The following is a 20414-nucleotide window of genomic DNA, read 5'->3' as shown; positions in this document are numbered from 1 at the left end:
CAGAGAATTAGGAATTTGAGTATGTAACGTACGGAGGTGAAAGCAGTGGCAGATAAACGCGATTATTATGAAGTGCTTGGCCTCAGTAGAGATGCTTCAGACGACGAGGTGAAGAAAGCGTACCGGAAATTGGCGCGCCAATATCACCCAGACGTGAATAAAGCAGATGATGCTGAAGCTAAGTTTAAAGAAGTAAAAGAAGCTTACGATGTTCTTAGCGACGGACAACAGCGAGCTAGATATGACCAATATGGCCATATTGATCCTAACCAAGGTATGGGCGGCTTCGGAGGCGGCGGTGGCGGCGACTTCGGAGGACTAGGCGATATCTTTGATATGTTCTTTGGCGGCGGCGGACGTCGTGATCCTAACGCACCACAGCGCGGTGGAGATTTGCAGTACACCATGACCATTGAATTCAAGGAAGCGGTATTCGGTAAAGAAACCGATATTACTATCCCACGTACAGAAACTTGCGATACCTGCTACGGCTCCGGGGCTAAACCGGGTACTAAACCAGAGACTTGTTCCACTTGTCATGGTAGTGGGCAACAGGAATTCGTACAGAATACACCACTTGGACAGATGCGTAATCGTCGTCCATGTTCGCATTGCAGTGGTACAGGTAAGATTATTAAAGAAAAATGTACGACTTGTAGCGGACAGGGTAAAGTTAAGAAGCAACGTAAGATTCATGTGCGTATCCCTGCCGGTGTCGATGACGGCGCGCAGCTGCGCATGACTGGTGAAGGCGAAGGCGGCTTACGTGGCGGTCCTGCTGGAGACTTGTATATTGTTATCCGTGTTAAATCGCATGATTTCTTCGTGCGTGAGAACGATGATATTATGTGCGAGGTTCCACTTACGTTTGCACAGGCCGCACTTGGCGATGAGATTGAGATTCCTACCTTAACGGAAAAAGTGAAGCTGAAGATTCCTGCAGGAACACAGACCGGTACTTTCTTCCGTCTCAAAGGCAAAGGGGTTCCACGTCTACGTGGATCTGGCCAAGGCGACCAGCATGTTAGGGTCATTGTTGTGACTCCTAGCAAGCTGAATGACGAGCAAAAAGATTTGTTGCGACAGTTCGCCGCTCTAAATGGAGAAAACACTCATGAGCATGAGCAATCCTTCTTTGATCGTGTGAAGCGTGCGTTCCGCGGGGACTGATATTTCTAATTTAATTAGTTGAGTAAATAAAAATAAAGCAGAGCAGCGATCCCCTCGTTATTTGGGGATCGCTGCTCTGCTTTTTTGGTTAGTAGAGACGACTTACCAATTTCATGTAGCGCCTTTAAGAAGGTGCTAGAAGCCGCGAAAATCTACGAGCCCGCAAACCCGGCAAACCCGACTGAACTTCAGGACCCCGCACCCCGCACCAGTAACCCGACCCCAGTAAAGCCCGGCTGTGTTCCAGGTTTTTTAACAAACTATCTACTTTGAATTATCTGCACAGGTTATCGGACCCAGACGGCGTTATTAGCGAATTTATCGTCCAGTGCAGCTATTGCCCAAAAAAGTGTTTATTATTGGTGCTTTTCAGGCGAATAGCGACTATGCAGTCCGATAGTGGCATCGGATCGGCAAGGAAGAAATGTGACCTAAAGACGAAAGAATCCCAGCAGCCAATGCCTGCTGGGATTCTTTCTTTTAAAGTGCAACTAGAGGTTGTTCGAAGAACGTAGATCCTCGAGCACACGGCTCAGAATCGTTGCTGCTTGTGCACGAGTCAGAGTACCTTGTGGATTGAAGTTATCTGCAGTAACACCTTTGAGATAACCTTTGGTTACAGCATAGGCTACAGCGTTGCGTGCTTCCGCAGCGATGCTGTCGGCATCCTTAAAGCTTAAAGGTGTTTTGGCTACTGTAAGATCTGCACCAAGGGCCTTAGCAATGATAAGAGCTGCTTCCTCGCGGGTCAGCACATCACGAGATCCGCTTTCCTTGATGCGAGTATTCCAAGTGTCACCTTTTCCAAGTAGACGGTCGAAGAGCGTTAGAAGCTCTGCCTGATTTAAGGTGTCGGCAGGCTTAAAGCTGCCATCGGCTCCTTTGCCAGCAATGATACTATGGGCAGCAAGGACCTCGATATCGGTTTGAGCCCAGTGTGTGCCAATATCTTTAAAGCTTATATTTCTGGATGCTGCGCTGTAAGAACCATCACCAGTAACGTTAAACTGTAGAATCCCATCTTTATTGATAGAACCAGGTTGCAGGTAGGACCATTTACGATCTTTTGATTCTACATAAGCAGCAGTCTTTCGAGCATCATGTAGACTGGCGGCTTTTAGATTAAGCTGAAGGATGATCGGCTTTCCGGTTGTCCAACCATTTTTGATGGTGAGAATGGAAGAACCGATATTTATTGCGGCTGAGCTACCTGCTAAAACTGCTGTGTTGCCCGCATCTGTCAGGCTAATCGTAAGGGTTAAGCCGTTGCTGTTGATGAAATCCGGAAGTGTTGCCGCTGGAATAAGTACATTGAACCCACTACCGTTTAGGCGGAGCGTATTCTCCGATTTTTTTAACTGCTCGGCTTGGGCCGGGGTAAGAGAAATAACCACTTGGCTATATTTATTGAAGCTTACATCGCTTAGATCAAGTACAGAAGTCTTGTCTTTTGCATTCTGGATCGAATTTGCTAATGCAGTATCTAAGATGTTGAATACCGCTGAAGGCTTGCCGCCTGCTGGATCTGCGGTCTCTACCAGCTTCCCTGATTTTAAAGTGGTTCCAGAAGCAGGAGCACTGGTTGCTGTAGGTACATACGAATCAGTTGATGGTGTAGGAGTTGGCCTCGGTGTTTCAGGTGTCTTAACAGTTACGCTTACCGTTCTCAAACCAGATGGGATTGTTGATGTTGTAGCATCATTCCAGACCTGTACATCGTACAGCTCAAAGGAATAGGTACCTGCGTTAGCTGGTTTGAAGGTTATTTGGGCTAGTGAGCCAGAGCCGTGATAAGCACCACCTGACAGATTGACATTATACTGTGTCATTTTGCGGCCGTCTTTTAGATCATAGGTTTGTGAGAATTCTGTAAGTGGAACTCCGGAGAAATGCTCCTCTTGATACGTAGCCAGTTGTACGCTTGGCTGGATCACTGGTTTTTCGAGAGAACCATCGTAGATGACAGCGAATGAAGCCCCATAGACGCCATAAACCTCATCTGTCACGGAATACCCAAGATCAACGGTTACCGGTTGTCCCACATCAATGGTGGCTGCAGATAGAGACGGAGTTACATTGAAAATACCATCTCCTGTGCTATAAAGCAGTCGCTGAGCATAATCATCGTCGTCCGCGCCATTACCTACTTTATCAACCACATAGATTTTGTACTCATTAAGCCCCTCGTTTACAGGAACGTCAATGGAAAAAGCACCGTTATTTGCAATTACTCCACCGAATTTATAAGTGTTTCCATCATAATGTTTACCTTCGGCGTACACGGTAAACCAGTTTCCAATAGGTTTTGTATTAGAAATATAATAGGCCATTAGGTCATCATCAATGAACCCACTAATTTCTGCCGCACCAGGATCGGTTGGCACCTCACGTTCGTACTCCTCAAGTGTGATGCCGGAAACTAATGGTTTCTCGGTATCAATTGTGAACTTGATCTTTTGTGTCTCGAGCAGTTGTCCATTGGGAAGCACAGGAGTGATGTAGTAGTGACCATCTGGTAAAGTGGACTTGGCGGAGGTCTCCAGGTCTGTTAACGCTCCATCCCAATTTGTAATTTCGTACACGCCACGATAGACCTTTTCATCGATAGAATAAACTGCACCTAAAACTGTCGCAGGAGCATCTATTGAAGAGGCTACAAAACTTATGCCATCCAGCTCTTCATTGACAGAGAAGGTAAAGGTGGTATCGTCTAAGCGACCATCCCCATTAGGAGAAATCTGTGGATCTTCAAAAGAAAGTTGATTAACAGGCTCTAAATTGAATTTATCGCCGACAAGTGCATTAAAGGGAAGGCGAAGAGTTTCTGTATCAGAGGTTAGGAACAGGATACCTTCATATGCTCCCTCTTTTGCAGTATCAGATACCTTCAGTGTAAATTGTGCATAATGATCTACACCTGAGGTAATACTTTTTGGTGCAATATTAATACTAATGTCACCAGGCGCTTTTGTAAGCCATTCGGTGGACAGCGTGTAGGTTGATCCAATCCCTTTAAAGTCCTCTACATAAACTGATTTCGTTACGCTAGCCCCTTTTGGGAGCAGGCCAAAGGACAAGGAACCTGTGTAATAAGGGATTTCTACAGTACCTGGAAGACCACTAATTAAGCTCTCCCCGACTTTAGCAATAGATTCAGCTTTTGCTGATTTCTCCAAATTAATTAATCCGGCACCTTGTTGATACAAAGAGTAAGCATCTCCATTACGCTTGAAGATAGGATCCGCATTGTTCATCAGCAGTGCTTTAATTTCATTTGGCTTAAGGTTAGAGTTTTCACTCAATAGCAAAGCGACAGCTCCTACAACATGTGGGGTTGCCATACTGGTTCCGCTTTTTAAGCCATAAGCATGTTCGTAATCCCCAGTCCAGCTAGGTATCGTCGAGTTGATATTGACCCCTGGCGCAACAACATCAGGTTTGATTAGATAATCCGGCATCCCAGGACCCATAGAGCTAAAATTAGCTAACTGATTTACTTCAAGCGCTATATAGTAACTGATTATATCTTTAGCAGCCTTCATCTGAGTTTTTATCTCTTTGCCATCTTCTTGAGTAATTCCGTAGGTAGGAATGTAATTCCCGGGCGCACCGAGGGTGGGACTGAGTTCACCTTCAGCATTATTAGCAATTAGGACAAGCTTGGCTCCAGCTGCTTTGGCATTTAGAGATTTATCTCCGAAGCTCAGCTCACCTCGATCGACAAGGACTACCTTATCTTTGACATCCAAATTTGTGTAATCGGAAGTAGCTCCAAGACCAGCGTAAACGATCTTACTACCGGCGATATTATCAACTAAATCTGGGGAATAAGTGGCTAATGTCCCTGGAATTTTTTTAACATCGCCAATATCAAAGAATGGGGTATTCACTGGGGTAGTAGAAGCACCTACACTAAGTGCAAGTTGAGATCCAGCAGGTTCGCCTAATGTTCCTACATCCGGTCCAGCGTTACCGGCGGCAACAACAACATTTACGCCCGATTTTATGGCGTTGTCTATCGCGATTGAACTTGCGGAATAACTTTGGTTGACATCAGAGCCCAGGGAAAGGTTAATGATATCGGCTCCATCAGCGACCGCTTTCTCAATACCCGCGATTACAACCGCTGTTGGACCGGAACCGTAAGGGCCAAGTACGCGATACGCGTACAAATCCACTTCAGGTGCAACATCCAATATTGTACCGGCTACATGAGTGCCATGCGAGGTTTCATATGGGCTACCATTTTTTGGAGGGAAGTTAGCGTCAGGAGGTGTTTCTGACGGATCATTATCCTGATCATAGGCATCGTACCCCCCCTTATAATTATCCTTTAATAAAGGGTGATTTTTATCGATGCCAGTATCGACAACCGCTACCTGTACCCCTTCCCCTGTGTAACCTAATGCATGTAGTTTATCCGCACCTATAAGATTGCCGCTGTCCGAATAAGAACGTGTAACAGGCAAAGTCGCTAACTCAACACTGTCTGCTAACGCATGGACTTCATCATTTGGATAAACAGCTGCAACGCCCGGAAGCTCTAACAGCTTGTTAACTTGATTGGCTGGCAGAGTAATGGAATATCCGTTAAAAATCTCACTGTATTCAAAACCGATATCGGCATCGATTTTCTGCGCTGAGGAAATAAAACTTTTATGCTCCGAGATAATTTTACTGCGTTGTAAGGAGACTGAGGATCGTAAAGAAGAAGTTTTAGCCTCATTTTCATACACACTGACTGGTTTATTAGTTAATTCCACAATTACGGATACTGGTGCTGAACCTTTGAGCACACCCGCGTAGTTATGAGGGGTCGCACTTTGAGACTGTACATTATTAACTAGGTTAGTTGATGATTCAAGGGATGAGTTCGCAAATGCAGCGGATGGAAAAAGGACAGAAACAGCCAGTCCGAAGCTCGCCGCCCCAATACCAATTCTTTGAATAGAGTGTTTAAAGGTACGTTTCAAATAAGTTCATCCTCCCAAAATGAATTTTTATATTGCAGTGTGTATCTGTAATTCTCCTCCTCAACATAAAATGTAAAAAATTATGAAAATTAAATTTATTCTACAGCTATAACTTCAAATCGAATATACAACTTTAGTACTATATTGCAGGGAAGCGTCGAGGAAAATGTCGAATTCCCAGTAAATAAGTGGAGTATGAGAAAAAAAGGGCATAAAAGAAGTGAAATGAAGACAATATAAAGGAATGCAACAGATATCTGAATTTCAAGCGAGAGCGGGGATAAGATGTCGGAAAGATCTATTTTGGCTTATTTTAAAAGTCCTGAAGAAGCGGAGGGTGTTGCTCGTAAGCTCCGTGCACTTCGGGCCATTGAAATTTCCGTTGATCGCTTCAGTAGATATGGAGGCACGAGCTTTAGCTCAGGGGTAAACCCAGTGACAGGCAATGTTGCCAGAATGGACTCCATGACTGCTGAGCGTGCACACACAGGCATACTAGCTGCTGCTGATACCAGCGCCAGTGGGATGAGTCATGGCGGAGATGGAGGACCGACGGGTAGAGATATTTTACTTACGGTGATCTTGAATTCGGAGTCCCATGATCAAGCATTACGCATAATTGAAGAAGCAGGCGGGATGATTTGAATAATAATTTTCTTAATAAGAAGGGAGACGATCGATACTATGGATAGAGAGAACTCGCAAATATTCTCAAAGACCGAGAAGATGAAAATGCTGTACGAGGCGAAGGCAGAGGACGTAGAGTTTTCAGCAGCGGAGGCAGATCTGGAGGATATCGAAGCCCAGGCCCGGGCTCTAGAAGCAGACAAACGTCAGCTGCATGAAATTATGAAAAAAGAATAGATGCTAAAGTTAGGGCAGATACCTCACATTGTGGGGTATTTTTGCGTACTGGTGTGTATAATTAAGAGAATAGCCCAAGCAGGGGGGAGAATATGGACAACGTTATTTTATGGATAGGTTTAGCACTGCTTATCGCATTCTTAACTTTTATGAATCAGAAGCAACTGTACTCTTCAAAAGTAAAACAGGCCTACCGTGAGCTGCGGGAGCTAACTGAAAAAGTTCGGCTGGAACGATCTGAGGCAAGCGATTTATACCGTTGGGAAGTAGAATTAGCGGAGATGGAGAAACACCCGAACGAACTTAATAAACTGGATGCTGAGATTGGGCTTCGCCAGGCCTTTGTGATGTATTTGGAACGGCATTCTCCTCTGGATGTAAGACTTCCAAGTTTAAAGGAGGCTGCTGCCCATCAGAAGGATTCGGTGTGGGGCATCAAAATGGGAGATTACGGACCCAAGAAATAAATAAGGAAATGTACATAAAAAGAATAGGCACTGGTTCGAACCCTGGCTGGAATTACGGCTGGGGTTTTTGTTATTACATCTAAATCTCTAATATCTAGAAAAAGGCTTAATTTGGTAGAAATTATAGGGAGGTTTTCCCTGCGTATCATCACTTAGGATTATTTCAGGGATCAACTATTAGAAAGGAGTAATACCCGCTCGTCATTGGTCTATTTTAATTACGAATTAATTTCAGCTTAATAAAAATGATGTATTACTCTCTGCGTAATAAGCGCGTATAATTGATCAAATATACTTCAAGATGACGCGAATAACTTATTGATATTCAGGAGGAATTATTATATGGGAATGGTACACTCTCAAGGAGTTACCGATGAGCTTGTTGTCCGATCTTTAGAAAAAAATTTAGCGATTATCAGGTTTGATCTTAATCGACGAGTGGCTTATGTGAATGAAGTTTTTGCTAGTTCGATGGGGTATAGCAAAGAAGAGATGTATGGGATGCACCACAAAGAGTTTTGCTTTTCTCATTTTGTAAATAGCCCGGGCTATGAGTTGTTCTGGCAAGATCTTTTTTTAGGGAAAAGTTTTCAGGATAAAATCGAACGGATGGATGCAAAAGGAAATGCGGTATGGTTGGAAGCTACATATATGCCAGTCTTTGATGAAAACAATGAACAGGTCATTGGCGTATCCAAGATAGCGGCTAATATCACGGAGCGTCAAAATAACATGAGTGTTGTGGTGCAGCGGATGCAAGAGATGTCGGACAACCTGAATCAAAGAGCTGAGAAAGGGATTGAACGCAGTCAAGAACTACTACGGAGTGTCGACAAAATTGCCGAAGTATCGATCGAAAATACACAGACGTTAGCGAATCTGGAGAAACAAGCGGTATCGATTCAGGGTATTGTACAAACGATTCGTAATATTGCTTCGCAAACGCAACTCTTAGCGCTTAATGCAGCAATTGAAGCGGCACATGCCGGGGAGTTTGGGCGAGGTTTTGATGTGGTGGCAAAAGAAGTTAGGAAGCTATCTTCCATGGTGCAGGATTCGATCATTCAAGTGAAAGATAGTGTGGATGCGATCACGCTGGAAATCGAAAAGATCTCCAAAGGAACAAACCAGGTACAAGAAAATATAGAAGATAGTCAACAGCAGATTCAAATCGCATTAGATGATTTCAAGAATATTTCTTCTTCAGCCCAGGATTTAGATACACAAGCGCGAGAGGTTATGAATATTGTTTAGTCTGTTGTATGTAATTTGTGAGATATAAGAAAAAGGGTCAATCTCCTACTTACGGGAGACTGACCCTATTTTTTGTTGGAGGTAGCCGATTTTGTTAATAATCAACACAGGAATCATGTATCGATGATTGGTGATGTCTCCGGTAGCGCCAGTCGCCCCAACATACCCTGATAATTCTGATGATACCAGTCGATGGGGAGCTACTAGTTTCTCCGTGCTATCCTTTCCCCAGAATGATATTTGGATGGGGTTGGTTGGCAAATCTTCGGTTGTGAAAAAAAACTCGAAGGCATCAAAGTCTGCAAAATAGTTTCTAGTTATCACTTGATTGGGCATCACTTTTAGAAGATCACAGACATATTGAACTCTTTCTTCATTCATGTAATAGCCTTCAATTAAAACTGTAGATGCATCCTGACCGCTCCAATTGTCAATTTTGACTGTGGCCTGTTGTGTTAGTCTGGTGTTGTTTTCTGAATTGACATTGTTTTCTATGGGGCCAGTAGTTAAAAGAGTCATTATCTTTCCTCCATTTAATATGTTTTTTGTTGTAAGAAGGATGTGCGAATCTCGCAATAAGTGACTATAAAATGTCACTGTAATATTTATATTCAAGATTAAATTAATAGCTTGTATGTATTTCCTATTTTTTATGGACAGCTTCTAGCTTCTAACATCTAACTTTTTGAGATGAGGGTTTATAATCTTATCTAATTCCTTTATGTCAAAAAAGGTAGCCATAGTTTATGCTCGGAAAAACGAACCTTTTCCAAAGATTGGTTGTCATATAGATATCACAGAACAGAAAGGAGGGCGCATGAGTTGGAGACTAACCGGGAGTTATTCGAAACCTACAACAAGGATGTATATCGAACCTGCTATTATATGCTGCATGACGCGGCGGATGCAGAGGACTTGACGCAGGATGTGTTCATTACCGTATTTCGCACGAATCGTGAGAACGTGGAGCATTTGAAAGCTTGGATTATGAAAATAACGGTTAACCATTGCCTCAATCATTTGAAACGAAAACGAACTTTGCAGCAAAAGATAACGGACAATCTGCATTTCTTTAACAAAACGGTAGTAACAACTGTGGAGCAGCAGATTGAGCAGCGTGAGACGGAAATCGAGTGGGCGCAATATATGAGTCAGCTTCCTATCAAACTTAGAATGGTGATCACGCTCAGGTATATGCATGATTTCACTCTGGCTGAAGTTTCGGATATGCTGTCCATTCCACTTGGAACGACCAAATCAAGGCTGCATAAAGGGTTAACGGTAATGAGGAGAATCCTGCAAGAGGCTGGGGTTGAAGTTGAACTAAAGGAGGGCGAATCTTTTGAAAAAGTTGGAAAATATGCTGGAGCATCGATTAAATGAAGATAAAGGCGTGCCTTATCCGGATTTTGAAAGCATGTGGGGACGCTTAGAGCAAGAAGGGAGTACAATGACTCCCATACAAGCTCGGATGATCAATGGTAGCGAGAATAGAGGGAGAAACTGGAGTAAAATAGCGGTGGTTGCTTCATTTTCAGTGCTTATTGCAGCGGCACCTGTATATGCGGCAGTACATTATAATTGGGATAATATGCTCCATGGGAGAGGTGGCGTTCAAGCTGCACTGGCCCAAAATCTCGGACAACAACTGGATCAATCGGTGACGCTGGATGGAGTAACGCTGAAGCTACATACAGCTATTGTGGATGAGAATCGGACGGTCATCTTATTCACTATGGATGTAGGAAAACGCTTGGAAAATGAAATTTGGAATGTAAAAGGAATGACCTTGAAGGACGCAGATGGGGCGAGTAATCCTAGTGAATTCAGTTATGTGCTTTGGGATGAAAAAAATCAACTTTACAACGGATATTTTGAAAGTGATTGGACGCCGAAGCAGAACAACGTGAATGTCCAATTAGTTGCAGATAATCTGCAAGCCTTTAGCACACAGGAGTTAGATTTAGCGTTGGATATCCGATCGCAGGAGACACAGAATTTTCCGATTGGGCAGGAAGGAATGCGCAGCATAGAGGTGAAACCTTTTACCCAAGGACAAGAAAAAATGTTATTCTCTTCAGCGATTATTTTTGATCAGCCAGAAGCAAAAGAATGGACAAATCCAACTATTGTCGGGTTCAAAAACGGAACGCTAATTAATTCGCTGCCCGGAGGTACTTTCGGTGCACCAGGTGAAAATGGGGAATATACCGCACAGCAATATTTTAAAGCCGAAGATGTTTCCAGTGGTCAGCTCACTTATAAACTTCAGTACATGAAGCAAGAGAAAAATGTTGAGGGGCCGTTGGCTTTCGATCTTCAATTAAGTAAAAAGCAGATGGAGAGCGGAACCATAAATACCTCATTGAATCTGCCACTAGAAGAGGGCGAAACTGACTACACGCTGGAGAAAATGGTACTGACACCTACTCAAATTCGAATCACAATTCGAAGTAAAGAGAAAGGCGACAATTTCCCTTACAAAAAGTCTGCTCTTGAAGTAGAAGGCAAGTCGCTGGAGGGTGATTTCTGGAGATCTCCAGAAGGAGAGCCAGAATTGACAGTGCTTCGTTTTGAGCGGCCAGTTGATCTTGAAATTACGAAAGAGACGCCGATTACCTTTGTTGCTAAATATAAGGTGACCCAGCATGGCAGCTATAAAATTACCAAAAATAATGATGATAAAATACCACTTCTTTTAACAAACATCTCTCAAAAGAAACAGACAATTATCCAGCAACTTGGCGGATACCCTGTGAAGTGGACGTATTATATGCAGGGAGCCGATCTTTATGTAGAAACTGGAAGTGATGATACTCGCTTTGGTGGTATTAATCAGACCCATATCGGACTGGGGAAAGAACGTATTCTAGGTAAGCCCGTGACCGTTAATTTCACTGGCGATGGAAACAACAAGGCGATTGATGTTTATAAGGATTTTAAAGGTACAGAAGCTTCTATTTATAATTTCTACTACACCACTGATGATCCGGAAAAAGAGACGAGAGTGCAGATCCAGCCTTAAGAGGTTGGCAATACGTAAGCTTATAGAAAATAGTAACTTTTTTAGGGATGAACCTTGTGTTCTTCCCTTTTTTTCGTTTACAGTGAATAGATGATGTAAAGGTTCAGCTATGCATAAGCATAATTAAAGGAGAGAAACAGGATGGAAGTCACTCGCTGTGCTTGGGTCAATGATGATCCTCTATATATCGCCTATCATGATGAGGAGTGGGGCAAACCTCTGTACGATGACCGCAAGCTGTTTGAATTACTTATGCTGGAAGGGATGCAAGCAGGGCTAAGCTGGTACACGGTACTAAAAAAACGAGCGCGTTTCAGAGAGGTTTTTGACGGATTTGATCCGGAAAAGATTGTCCATTACGATGAGGCAAAAATTGCTGAGCTAATGAGTGACGCCGGGATTATTAGAAATCGATTGAAAATTGATTCTATCATTCGTAATGCGGGTGTATACTTGCAAATTTGCGAGGAATATGGAAGCTTTGCGGATTATCTCTGGAGCTTTGTCGGAGGTGTGCCAACTATCAATCATTGGAAGACTCGTGCAGATGTACCTGCTTCGACGTCTCGGTCTGATGAGATGAGTAAGGTATTAAAGAAGAAAGGCATGAAGTTTGTGGGTACTACAATATGCTATGCTTTTATGCAGGCATCGGGGATGGTGGATGATCATTCGCTCAACTGCTTTTGTAGGTGTAAAGAGGACGTCGCAGATCGTTGAGCTGTAGTTTGGCGTTACACCAAGAAGAAATGTTATACTATGAAGCGAATGCTTTCGAAGCGAGTTTTGCACGAAGTAAATCAATGAAGCAAATGCTCACAAAACTAAGCCTATGCTTTCGAAGTCAGTTTTGCACGAAGTAAATCAATGAAGCAAATGCTCACAAAACTTTTAGGAGGATTACATAAAGATGTTATGGCATGAAGTGACGATACATACAACAGAAGAAGCACAGGAAATGATTTCGAATTTTTTATATGAAGCTGGTGCAGGTGGAGTTTCTATCGAGGAATCCGGCACACTGAATAAAGAACGGGATACACGTTACGGTGAATTGTACGACCAACCTTTGAATGATATTCCAGAAGGGGAAGCGGTCATAAAGGGTTATTATGCCGATTCCACAGATATGGATGCTGTTATAGAAGAATTGACTCCACGGGTAGCCGAATTACATGAGTACGGGATTGATCCAGGCAAAGCGTTGATTTCTTGGAAGACTGTGGATGAAGACGAATGGGCGCATGCTTGGAAGCAATATTTCAAACCGCTGCGGGTATCGGAGCGTCTCACCATTAAACCAACCTGGGAGGAATATACGCCTGAGAGTCCGGATGAAGCCATCATTGAGATCGACCCTGGCATGGCATTTGGTACTGGGACTCACCCTACAACAGCTCTGTGCCTCCGTGCACTTGAAAAGAATATTAGCGGCGGTGAAGAAGTTATCGATGTCGGTACAGGTTCAGGAATTCTGGCTGTAGGTGCGATGCTGCTAGGTGCAAAATCTGTATTGGCCTTAGATTTAGATCCGGTGGCTGTGGAAAGTGCACGGGAGAATGTAGCCCTTAACAAGCTTGAATCGTCCATAACGGTAAAAGAGAGCGATCTTCTGTCGCTGCTGGGCGGGGAAGGTGTAGCTGATACAGCGGCTGGAGAGATGTGGCCATCCGCTAGACCTGGTCACTCACTAGAAGGAGCCGTTCCTGCTAAGCAAGAGCAAGAAGGCAGCCTTGGCGTGACATTACCTGTACAAATTGTAGTTGCGAATATTTTGGCGGAAATCATCGTATTGTTTACGGATGATGTATACCGCGCGCTTCAGCCTGGAGGCCTCTACATTACCTCAGGTATATATAAAGATAAAGAAGGACTTGTGGCGAACGCGCTGAAAGCGTCTGGCTTTGAGATTATTGAAATATCCCGTGAAGAAGATTGGGTGGCATTTACAGCCGGAAAGAGGTAAAAATGGATATATTGCAAAGTATAATTCGAGTAGATTTAGATCAGCTTCCTTTCCTGCTCATTACAATTTTAATTGCTTTTACAGTACATGAATTCAGTCATGCTTATTTCGCGAATAAGTTCGGGGACCCAACAGCAAGATTACTTGGCCGCATGACGCTTAACCCTGCTGTTCATTTCGATTTCTTTGGTATTTTGCTGCTGCTAGTTGCTGGCTTCGGTTGGGCGCGTCCGGTTCCGGTAAACCGCGATAACTTTAGTCGTCCTCGTCTCATGGGAGTCATCGTGTCGGCTGCGGGACCAATCAGTAACCTGCTCTTAGGAATTATTGGTGCTATAATATACGGTGCACTTGCGGCAACTGGAGTTCTGGATAATATCTCGAATGATCGCATGCTCGAGGCTGTATACTTATTCTTTGGTACCTTCATTCAATGGAACTTCTTTCTGTTTCTGTTCAATCTTATTCCGCTGCCGCCACTGGATGGCTATCGGATTGTGGAAGATATTGCCCCACGTTCGATCCGCGGCAAATTACAGCAATTTGAACAATGGGCTGTATTCCTCTTTTTATTAATTCTGTTTATTCCTGGGCTACGGACGTTTACAATTGATCCGCTTGCAGGCTGGGCTAGTGAAATGTCGAGAACATTTGTACAGCTGTCTCTAAGAATTTTTGGCAGCTAAGGCAAGGAATGAAGTCTGTTCAACCTTTGTCAAACATTGTATTATGTAATTTGATCAAAATTTGATCATTAATTTTCGCTTGACCGAACCTTATATTTCTTGAAGAAACGGGTGACGTCCTTATAAGGGCGACTAAGCCGTTTCTTCAAATATAAGAAAGTATAAGTTTCACACCATAGGTTATGACTTATATTTCTCGTTTAAACGCTTACAGTCCTTATAGGGACGCCGAAGGCGTTTATACTTGTTACTGAATTTATGAACAGGATGATGATGAGATGCAGCGATATTTCGTTACACCGGAGCAGTTTGGTGCGGATACCGTGAGAATTGATGGGGAAGACGCCCGTCATATCGCTAAAGTGATGCGTGGTAAGGCAGGGGACAAGCTTATTGTTAGCGATGGTGTTTCGCGTGAGGCATTAGTAGAGATTGCGCAGATTGAAATTGGGGAAGTCACTGTGAACATTCTGGAGTCCCTGGAGATGACGCATGAACCTCGAATTAAAATTACAGTCGCACAGAGCTTGCCTAAAGCCGATAAGATGGAAACTGTCATTCAGAAGTGTACAGAGATTGGTGCTGTAGGCTTTGTTCCTTTTCTGTCAGAACGCACAATAGTGCAATACGACGAGCGTAAAGAAAGCAAACGACTGGATCGCTGGCGTAAAATTTGTAAGGAAGCTGCCGAACAGGCTCATCGGAACATCGTTCCGTCTGTAGGATCACCTTTGTCCTGGAAGCAGCTTTTACAGACTTTTAGTGAATATGATGCTGTTTATTTCTGTTATGAAAAAGAGGAAGGCTTGCAGCTTCGAAGCAGCGTTGATCCATGGTTAGCATCGCTTTCACCGCAATCTGGCGGGAAAGTTATGGTTGTGGTTGGTCCTGAAGGAGGTTTTACTCCGGAGGAATGCCTCAAGGCAGAAGAAGCCGGGGCAGTATCCGTAGGACTGGGACGGCGAATTCTGCGCTGTGAGACAGCGGGCATGGTTGCCGCTGCTTGTATATTATATGAATCTGGAGAAATGGGAGGAGCTTAAGAGATGCCATCCGTAGCGTTTTATACTTTAGGTTGTAAAGTGAATTTCTATGATACCGAAGCCATTTGGCAGCTATTTAAAAATGAAGGTTACGAGCAGGTTGATTTCGAGGGTCCCGCCGATGTATATCTGATTAATACTTGTACAGTAACTAACACAGGTGACAAAAAAAGCCGTCAAATGATCCGACGCGCCGTGCGCCGTAATCCAGAGGCCATCGTAGCCGTAACAGGCTGTTACGCACAAACCTCTCCTGGGGAGATTCTAGATATTCCTGGAGTTGACCTTGTCATCGGTAACCAGGACCGCGATCAGATCATGACACATGTGAAGAATATTGAAGCCTCACGTCAGCCGGTCAATGCTGTGCGTAATATTATGAAGACACGTGAGTTCGAAGAGATGGATGTGCCAGGCTTTGCGGATCGGACGCGTGCCTTTATGAAGATTCAGGATGGTTGTAACAACTTCTGCACCTTCTGCATCATTCCGTGGTCGCGTGGACTTTCGCGCAGCCGTGATCCAAAAAGCATCGTAGCTCAAGCGCATCAATTGGTAGAAGCAGGGTATAAGGAGTTTGTACTTACGGGTATTCATACCGGAGGTTACGGTGATGATCTTAATAATTACCGACTTTCCGATTTACTGTGGGATCTAGATAAGGTAGATGGTCTGGAACGGGTGCGTATCAGTTCTATTGAAGCTAGTCAGATTGATGAGAAGCTGCTTGAGGTGCTGAACCGCTCTTCCAAAATGTGCCGTCATCTGCATATTCCGTTACAAGCCGGTCATAATGATGTGCTGAAAGCGATGCGCCGTAAATATACGACAGAAGAGTATTACACCAAAATGCAATTGATCCGCCAAGCGATGCCAGATGTCGGGATTACCACTGACGTTATCGTTGGATTCCCGGGTGAGACCGATGAGATGTTCCGTGCCGGATACGATTTTATGAAGGCTGTAAATTACTCGGAGATGCATGTATTCCCGTATTCCAAGCGGACAGGTACTCCTGCAGCACGGATGGACAATCAGATTGATGAAGAGATCAAAAATGTACGTGTGCAGGAGCTGATTGATCTATCCGAAGAAATGCAATTAGCATATGCCCGTAAGTTTGTAGGACAGACGCTTAGTGTGATTCCGGAAAGATCCGCTAAAGGAGCTCCGGGCCGTAATATCCAGCATGGATTCAGTGACAACTATTTGCAGGTCTTCTTTGATGGAGAGGATTCACTTCAAGGAGAACTTTGTGAGGTGAAGATCACCGAAGCTGGTGTGAACGAATGCCGAGGCGAATTGGTCGGGGTTAGTCAGAGCGGTCTTAAGCAGGCTGTCCTTTAAGTAATAGACAGAAGTAAGTAGACAACAGAGCAGCCAACTTCCGTTAGTGGAGAATGGCTGCTCTGTGTTTTTGTTGCTGGGTATGGAGTAGATCAAAAAAACATTCGCAGGATCATAATCGAAACAATCCCCGCCAGCACAGTTCCTAGCAAACTCCGGGTCTTTATAGCGATCCAAAAAGTAGGGATTGCCGCAAAAAGCTCAACGTTATTAGCTATAGGTGAGAATTTTCCATCATTTAAGAGGATCTCCTGACCTATTAGTGCCGCCATAACAGAGATAGGAACATAATTTAACCAGCGCATTCCCCATTCAGGCAATTCGAATCGGCTTAGAATCATTAATGGAACCACCCTTGGAATGAAGGTTACCAAAGCCGCCCCTAGAATAATCAAAAATACATCCCATCTCACTTCCATTTTTCAAGCACCATCCCTACTGTTGACGCAATGACCGTTGCAACAATGACACCTACACTACCGGAGAATACGAAGGAGCTAGCTACAGCGATGATTACTGCTAGGATTGCGACAACTAAATCAAGTTTTATTTTATTACGATCAATCATGGAAATAACAAGGATGCCAATGAACATGGCAGGTAAAGCAAACTGTAGACCGAATTGATCTGGATCAGAAATCCACTGTGCCAAAAAAGCTCCTGCTATATTCGCAATAAACCAATTTAAATAGGCAGTGAGATTAAGGCCATGCATCCATTTTTCACTGATTTGTTGCTTATTCACTGTTTGATTAATAGCAACTCCAAAGGTCTCATCTGTCAGCAGGGTTCCAACCAGCATGTTTCTCAGTGGGGTAAGATGCCGGAAATAAGGTGAAAGAGCTGCACTAAGCAAAATGTGACGAAGATTCACGATAAATATCGTAACAATAATAGCAACAGGCGAGCTGCTTACAGCTATCATTCCAGCAGCTATAAACTGTGCTGAACCGGCATAAAGCATCAGACTTATCAAGGCAATCTCAGCAATGCTCAGCCCGGCGGTCTTTTGAACAACACCTGCTGCAAGTCCAATGCTCAAATAACCGAGTAGTGTGGGAATGCAATCTTTTACCCCTTTAAGGAAGCTATCTTCCTCTTTTGGAGTAGGGATTGTCTCTAGTTGAAAGTTCTCTATACTCATCGTAGCCCCCTTGGTTCAAAAAAAGAATGTAGTAGCTAGCATATTACTTCCTAATATATTGATCAACCCTACACCTGATTATCTAGTCTGAAAGTCCTGAATTTGGCTTTATGGAGTTATAGGGTAAACACTTGGTGTACAATTGTCGATATAAGTAAAAGAGTGTGGGGATAAACCACCAAACGACATTATAACCTAAGGGAGAGAACAAATGACTGTGTACAGGAAAATGACGAAAATGCTCCTCATCATGATATTGTTAGCTACTGCGGTTTTTCCGGTAAGTGTCTTTGCAGCTGCCGGCGATATCAACTCGATTGAGTTTGAAAGCTCAGCCAAAGTGCAGCTTACGGTTGGACAAACGCCAAAGCAACTGAAGATATATGCGAATGTAGAAGGGTCCTCCTCCAAAAGAGATGTGACGGGTGCAGTGGTATGGAATTCTTCTAACACTAACGCTGTAAAAGTAGTAAATGGCTTATTGACTCCGATAGATAGCGGAAAGGCTATTATTACAGCTACTTATAATCATGCACTCGCTACTATAGAAGTAGAGGTATCACATCCGATCAAAGAATTGAAGCTCGAATATAGCTCCGAAGGGAACTATAAATTGGGTGACGAAGAGGATAAACTGTTGGTCAAAGCCAATGCGATTGGTGGCGAAACAGCGACTTCTGCCAAGGATGTAACGGCTGATACCACTTGGAGCAGCTCCAATACAAGCGTATTGACGATTGCAGAAGGTAAGATCACACTAGCGGGTGAAGGTACTTCAACCATTACTGCCAAATACAAGGACTTAACAGCAACCTTTAAAGCGGTAGTGAAATTGCCTTATTCTGAAATTGAGCTTAAAAATGATAAGGGCATCGTAATTAAGGAAATTGAAATGCTCGTTGGTGATAATCCGGTGAAAGTAACTGCGTTTACCAAAGAGACTACAAAGACGACCCCAAATGATATTTCAGAGAAAGCGGAATGGTCTTCTTCTAATACAAGTGTCGCTACTGTAGACAAGGGAGAAATCAAAGTACTGTCCGCAGGAAAAGCTGTAATTACAGTATCTTATCTGGGGATTACACAAACTGTGGATGTATATGTACGTGCTCCTTACGAGGCGTTATTGCTTACTCCATCAGGCGATCAATTCTTGTTTATGGGTGAGAGCTTGAACGTTAAAGCAGAAGTTCGAGATGCTGCGAATTCCACTCCGAATGTATCCAGTAGTGCAGTATGGAGTTCGGACAACCAACTCGCGGCGACGGTTACTGCGGGTACTGATGCTGCAGCGATCACCGCAAAAGCAGTGGGAACATCGGTTATTAAAGCAGAATACAGAGGGATTAGTAAAAGCTTTAAGTTGACGGTATATCCTACGATTACAGAGTTGGAAGCTGATAAAACGGAACTGGACATGTACACAGAGGATTCCGTAAGTTTGCCAAAGGTAAACGGAACTAAGCTAGACGGCACGAAGCTGGATCTCAGTCAAGAAATTGAGTGGACTTCTGCCAATGATGATATTGCCACCATCAAAGATGGCAAGCTCGTTGCTGAAAAGGCTGGTACTGTTAATATTGTCGGCAAAATAAAATCAGAGAATCCTACCTCCTCCAAAGCGGCTATCCGGGAAAAAAGTGTTGTAGTGAGTGTTACAGTTAAAGATAAGGTTCATATTTTGCTCGGACCAGAGGAAAACGTTGTGATTGTTACTGGTGAAGAGAAGGCTGTTCCTGAAGTCAAAGCTGTGATGGAAAATGGGAATGAACTCGATGCTACAGGTACTATGGAGTGGGAGATTACCGGTACGAATGCAATTATCAAGACAACCTCTTCAGGCAAGGTAATCAAAGGACTGGTGAAGGGTTCTGCCACTTTAAAGGGAACCTACGCTAATAAGACTATTAGTATCCCGGTTACTATTGAACAAAAAGTTACTAAAATTGTTGTAGAACCGAATGCGATTGAATTGAATATTAAAGGTTCTAAATCCATAAAGGTAACGGCTTACTACTCTAATGGTAAGACGGGGAATATCTCCAGCAGCATGAATTGGGAGTCCTCGAATGAAGCTGTTGCCACGGTTAAAAGTACATCTGTTAAAGCCATAACAGAAGGAACTGCGACGTTATCAGGTTCTTACCAAGGGCTCGCTGCTAGTGTCAAAATTAATGTAGTTCCTAAGCTAATGAAGTTGACTGTCAACGAGACTAGACTGAAGATGGCTCCGGGAGCTGTTCAGAATGCAGTTGTGATTGCGCAGTATGATACGGGGAAGACCGCTATTGTTACTGGAAGTGCGGCGTGGACTAGCTCTAAGCCTTCTGTAGCTAGAGTATCTGCTAGCGGTCAGATTGTAGCTGTGAGCAAAGGAACGGCATCCATTAAAGGAAAGATTGGTACCAAGACAGTGACGGTTACCGTTACTGTGAAATAGATGAAGCAAATCATATAATAACTCTATAAGTGGTT

Annotated in this window: 17 protein-coding genes; 13 read left to right on the top strand and 4 right to left on the bottom strand. The window is 43.6% G+C overall.

The features are described 5' to 3' along the window. Positions 1-45: 45 nt before the first annotated feature. On the top strand, positions 46-1170 hold the full coding sequence (dnaJ, locus tag MHB64_RS23915; RefSeq protein ID WP_094872718.1) for a molecular chaperone DnaJ: 1125 nt from the start codon (positions 46-48) through the stop codon (positions 1168-1170). Between the two features lie 491 nt (positions 1171-1661). Here the strand turns inward: dnaJ and MHB64_RS23910 are convergent, their stop codons facing one another. Further along, positions 1662-6143: a S8 family serine peptidase gene (locus MHB64_RS23910; protein ID WP_341135507.1), complete on the bottom strand. Its 4482-nt coding sequence runs from the start codon at positions 6141-6143 to the stop codon at positions 1662-1664. A 285-nt stretch (positions 6144-6428) separates the two neighbouring features. On the opposite strand from MHB64_RS23910, the gene MHB64_RS23905 reads away from it, so the two are divergent. The 4 genes from MHB64_RS23905 to MHB64_RS23890 all read left to right on the top strand — a co-directional run bounded on the left by MHB64_RS23905 (position 6429) and on the right by MHB64_RS23890 (position 8728). Further along, positions 6429-6788 (top strand): hypothetical protein, encoded by a 360-nt coding sequence (locus MHB64_RS23905; RefSeq protein ID WP_094872721.1) that lies wholly within the window; start codon positions 6429-6431, stop codon positions 6786-6788. Between the two features lie 39 nt (positions 6789-6827). Continuing rightward, positions 6828-7007 (top strand): YfhD family protein, encoded by a 180-nt coding sequence (locus tag MHB64_RS23900; protein WP_042130382.1) that lies wholly within the window; start codon positions 6828-6830, stop codon positions 7005-7007. A gap of 92 nt (positions 7008-7099) precedes the next feature. Then, positions 7100-7474 (top strand): hypothetical protein, encoded by a 375-nt coding sequence (locus tag MHB64_RS23895; RefSeq protein WP_094872723.1) that lies wholly within the window; start codon positions 7100-7102, stop codon positions 7472-7474. A 342-nt stretch (positions 7475-7816) separates the two neighbouring features. Next, a complete protein-coding gene (locus MHB64_RS23890; RefSeq protein ID WP_094872724.1) occupies positions 7817-8728 on the top strand; it encodes a methyl-accepting chemotaxis protein in 912 nt (303 codons plus the stop codon). 45 nt (positions 8729-8773) lie between these two features. On the opposite strand, the gene MHB64_RS23885 is transcribed toward MHB64_RS23890, so the two are convergent. Beyond that, positions 8774-9247 carry a hypothetical protein gene (locus tag MHB64_RS23885; protein WP_094872726.1) on the bottom strand — a complete coding sequence of 158 codons (474 nt, stop codon included), beginning with the start codon at positions 9245-9247 and terminating at the stop codon, positions 8774-8776. 303 nt (positions 9248-9550) lie between these two features. Between MHB64_RS23885 and MHB64_RS23880 the strand changes: the two genes are divergently transcribed. The 7 genes from MHB64_RS23880 (at position 9551) to mtaB (ending at position 16795) form a co-directional block, all read left to right on the top strand. Then, the gene (locus MHB64_RS23880) at positions 9551-10111 is read left to right on the top strand and encodes an RNA polymerase sigma factor (protein ID WP_094872728.1); all 561 of its coding nucleotides are present in this window, start codon (positions 9551-9553) and stop codon (positions 10109-10111) included. Beyond that, positions 10071-11753, top strand: coding sequence for a DUF4179 domain-containing protein (locus tag MHB64_RS23875; RefSeq protein WP_341135506.1), 1683 nt, complete (start codon positions 10071-10073; stop codon positions 11751-11753). Before MHB64_RS23880 ends, MHB64_RS23875 begins: the two co-directional genes overlap by 41 nt. A 141-nt stretch (positions 11754-11894) precedes the next feature. Further along, a complete protein-coding gene (locus tag MHB64_RS23870; protein WP_341135505.1) occupies positions 11895-12473 on the top strand; it encodes a DNA-3-methyladenine glycosylase I in 579 nt (192 codons plus the stop codon). A 190-nt stretch (positions 12474-12663) separates the two neighbouring features. Next, entirely contained in the window at positions 12664-13719 is a 1056-nt protein-coding gene (prmA, locus tag MHB64_RS23865) for a 50S ribosomal protein L11 methyltransferase (protein ID WP_094874821.1), read from the top strand. A gap of 2 nt (positions 13720-13721) precedes the next feature. Then, positions 13722-14405: a site-2 protease family protein gene (locus tag MHB64_RS23860; protein WP_094874822.1), complete on the top strand. Its 684-nt coding sequence runs from the start codon at positions 13722-13724 to the stop codon at positions 14403-14405. Positions 14406-14683: 278 nt separating this feature from the next. Next, a complete protein-coding gene (locus tag MHB64_RS23855; RefSeq protein ID WP_341135504.1) occupies positions 14684-15448 on the top strand; it encodes an RsmE family RNA methyltransferase in 765 nt (254 codons plus the stop codon). Between the two features lie 3 nt (positions 15449-15451). Then, positions 15452-16795 carry a tRNA (N(6)-L-threonylcarbamoyladenosine(37)-C(2))-methylthiotransferase MtaB gene (mtaB, locus tag MHB64_RS23850; protein WP_094870305.1) on the top strand — a complete coding sequence of 448 codons (1344 nt, stop codon included), beginning with the start codon at positions 15452-15454 and terminating at the stop codon, positions 16793-16795. Between the two features lie 92 nt (positions 16796-16887). On the opposite strand, the gene MHB64_RS23845 is transcribed toward mtaB, so the two are convergent. Both MHB64_RS23845 and MHB64_RS23840 read right to left on the bottom strand, forming a co-directional pair. After that, a complete protein-coding gene (locus MHB64_RS23845) occupies positions 16888-17214 on the bottom strand; it encodes an AzlD domain-containing protein (RefSeq protein WP_094876462.1) in 327 nt (108 codons plus the stop codon). After that, positions 17205-17939 carry an AzlC family ABC transporter permease gene (locus MHB64_RS23840; RefSeq protein ID WP_094870307.1) on the bottom strand — a complete coding sequence of 245 codons (735 nt, stop codon included), beginning with the start codon at positions 17937-17939 and terminating at the stop codon, positions 17205-17207. The genes MHB64_RS23845 and MHB64_RS23840 overlap by 10 nt, the downstream gene beginning before the upstream one ends. Before the next feature lie 229 nt (positions 17940-18168). Between MHB64_RS23840 and MHB64_RS23835 the strand changes: the two genes are divergently transcribed. Next, the gene (locus MHB64_RS23835) at positions 18169-20379 is read left to right on the top strand and encodes a hypothetical protein (RefSeq protein WP_341135503.1); all 2211 of its coding nucleotides are present in this window, start codon (positions 18169-18171) and stop codon (positions 20377-20379) included. Positions 20380-20414 lie beyond the last annotated feature (35 nt).

Origin of the sequence: Paenibacillus sp. FSL K6-2859 (assembly GCF_038008265.1) — a bacterium.
Lineage (GTDB): Bacteria > Bacillota > Bacilli > Paenibacillales > Paenibacillaceae > Paenibacillus_AQ > Paenibacillus_AQ nitricinens.
Note: the sequence above shows the minus strand (reverse complement) of the source record. Positions and strands in the feature narration are given on the sequence as shown.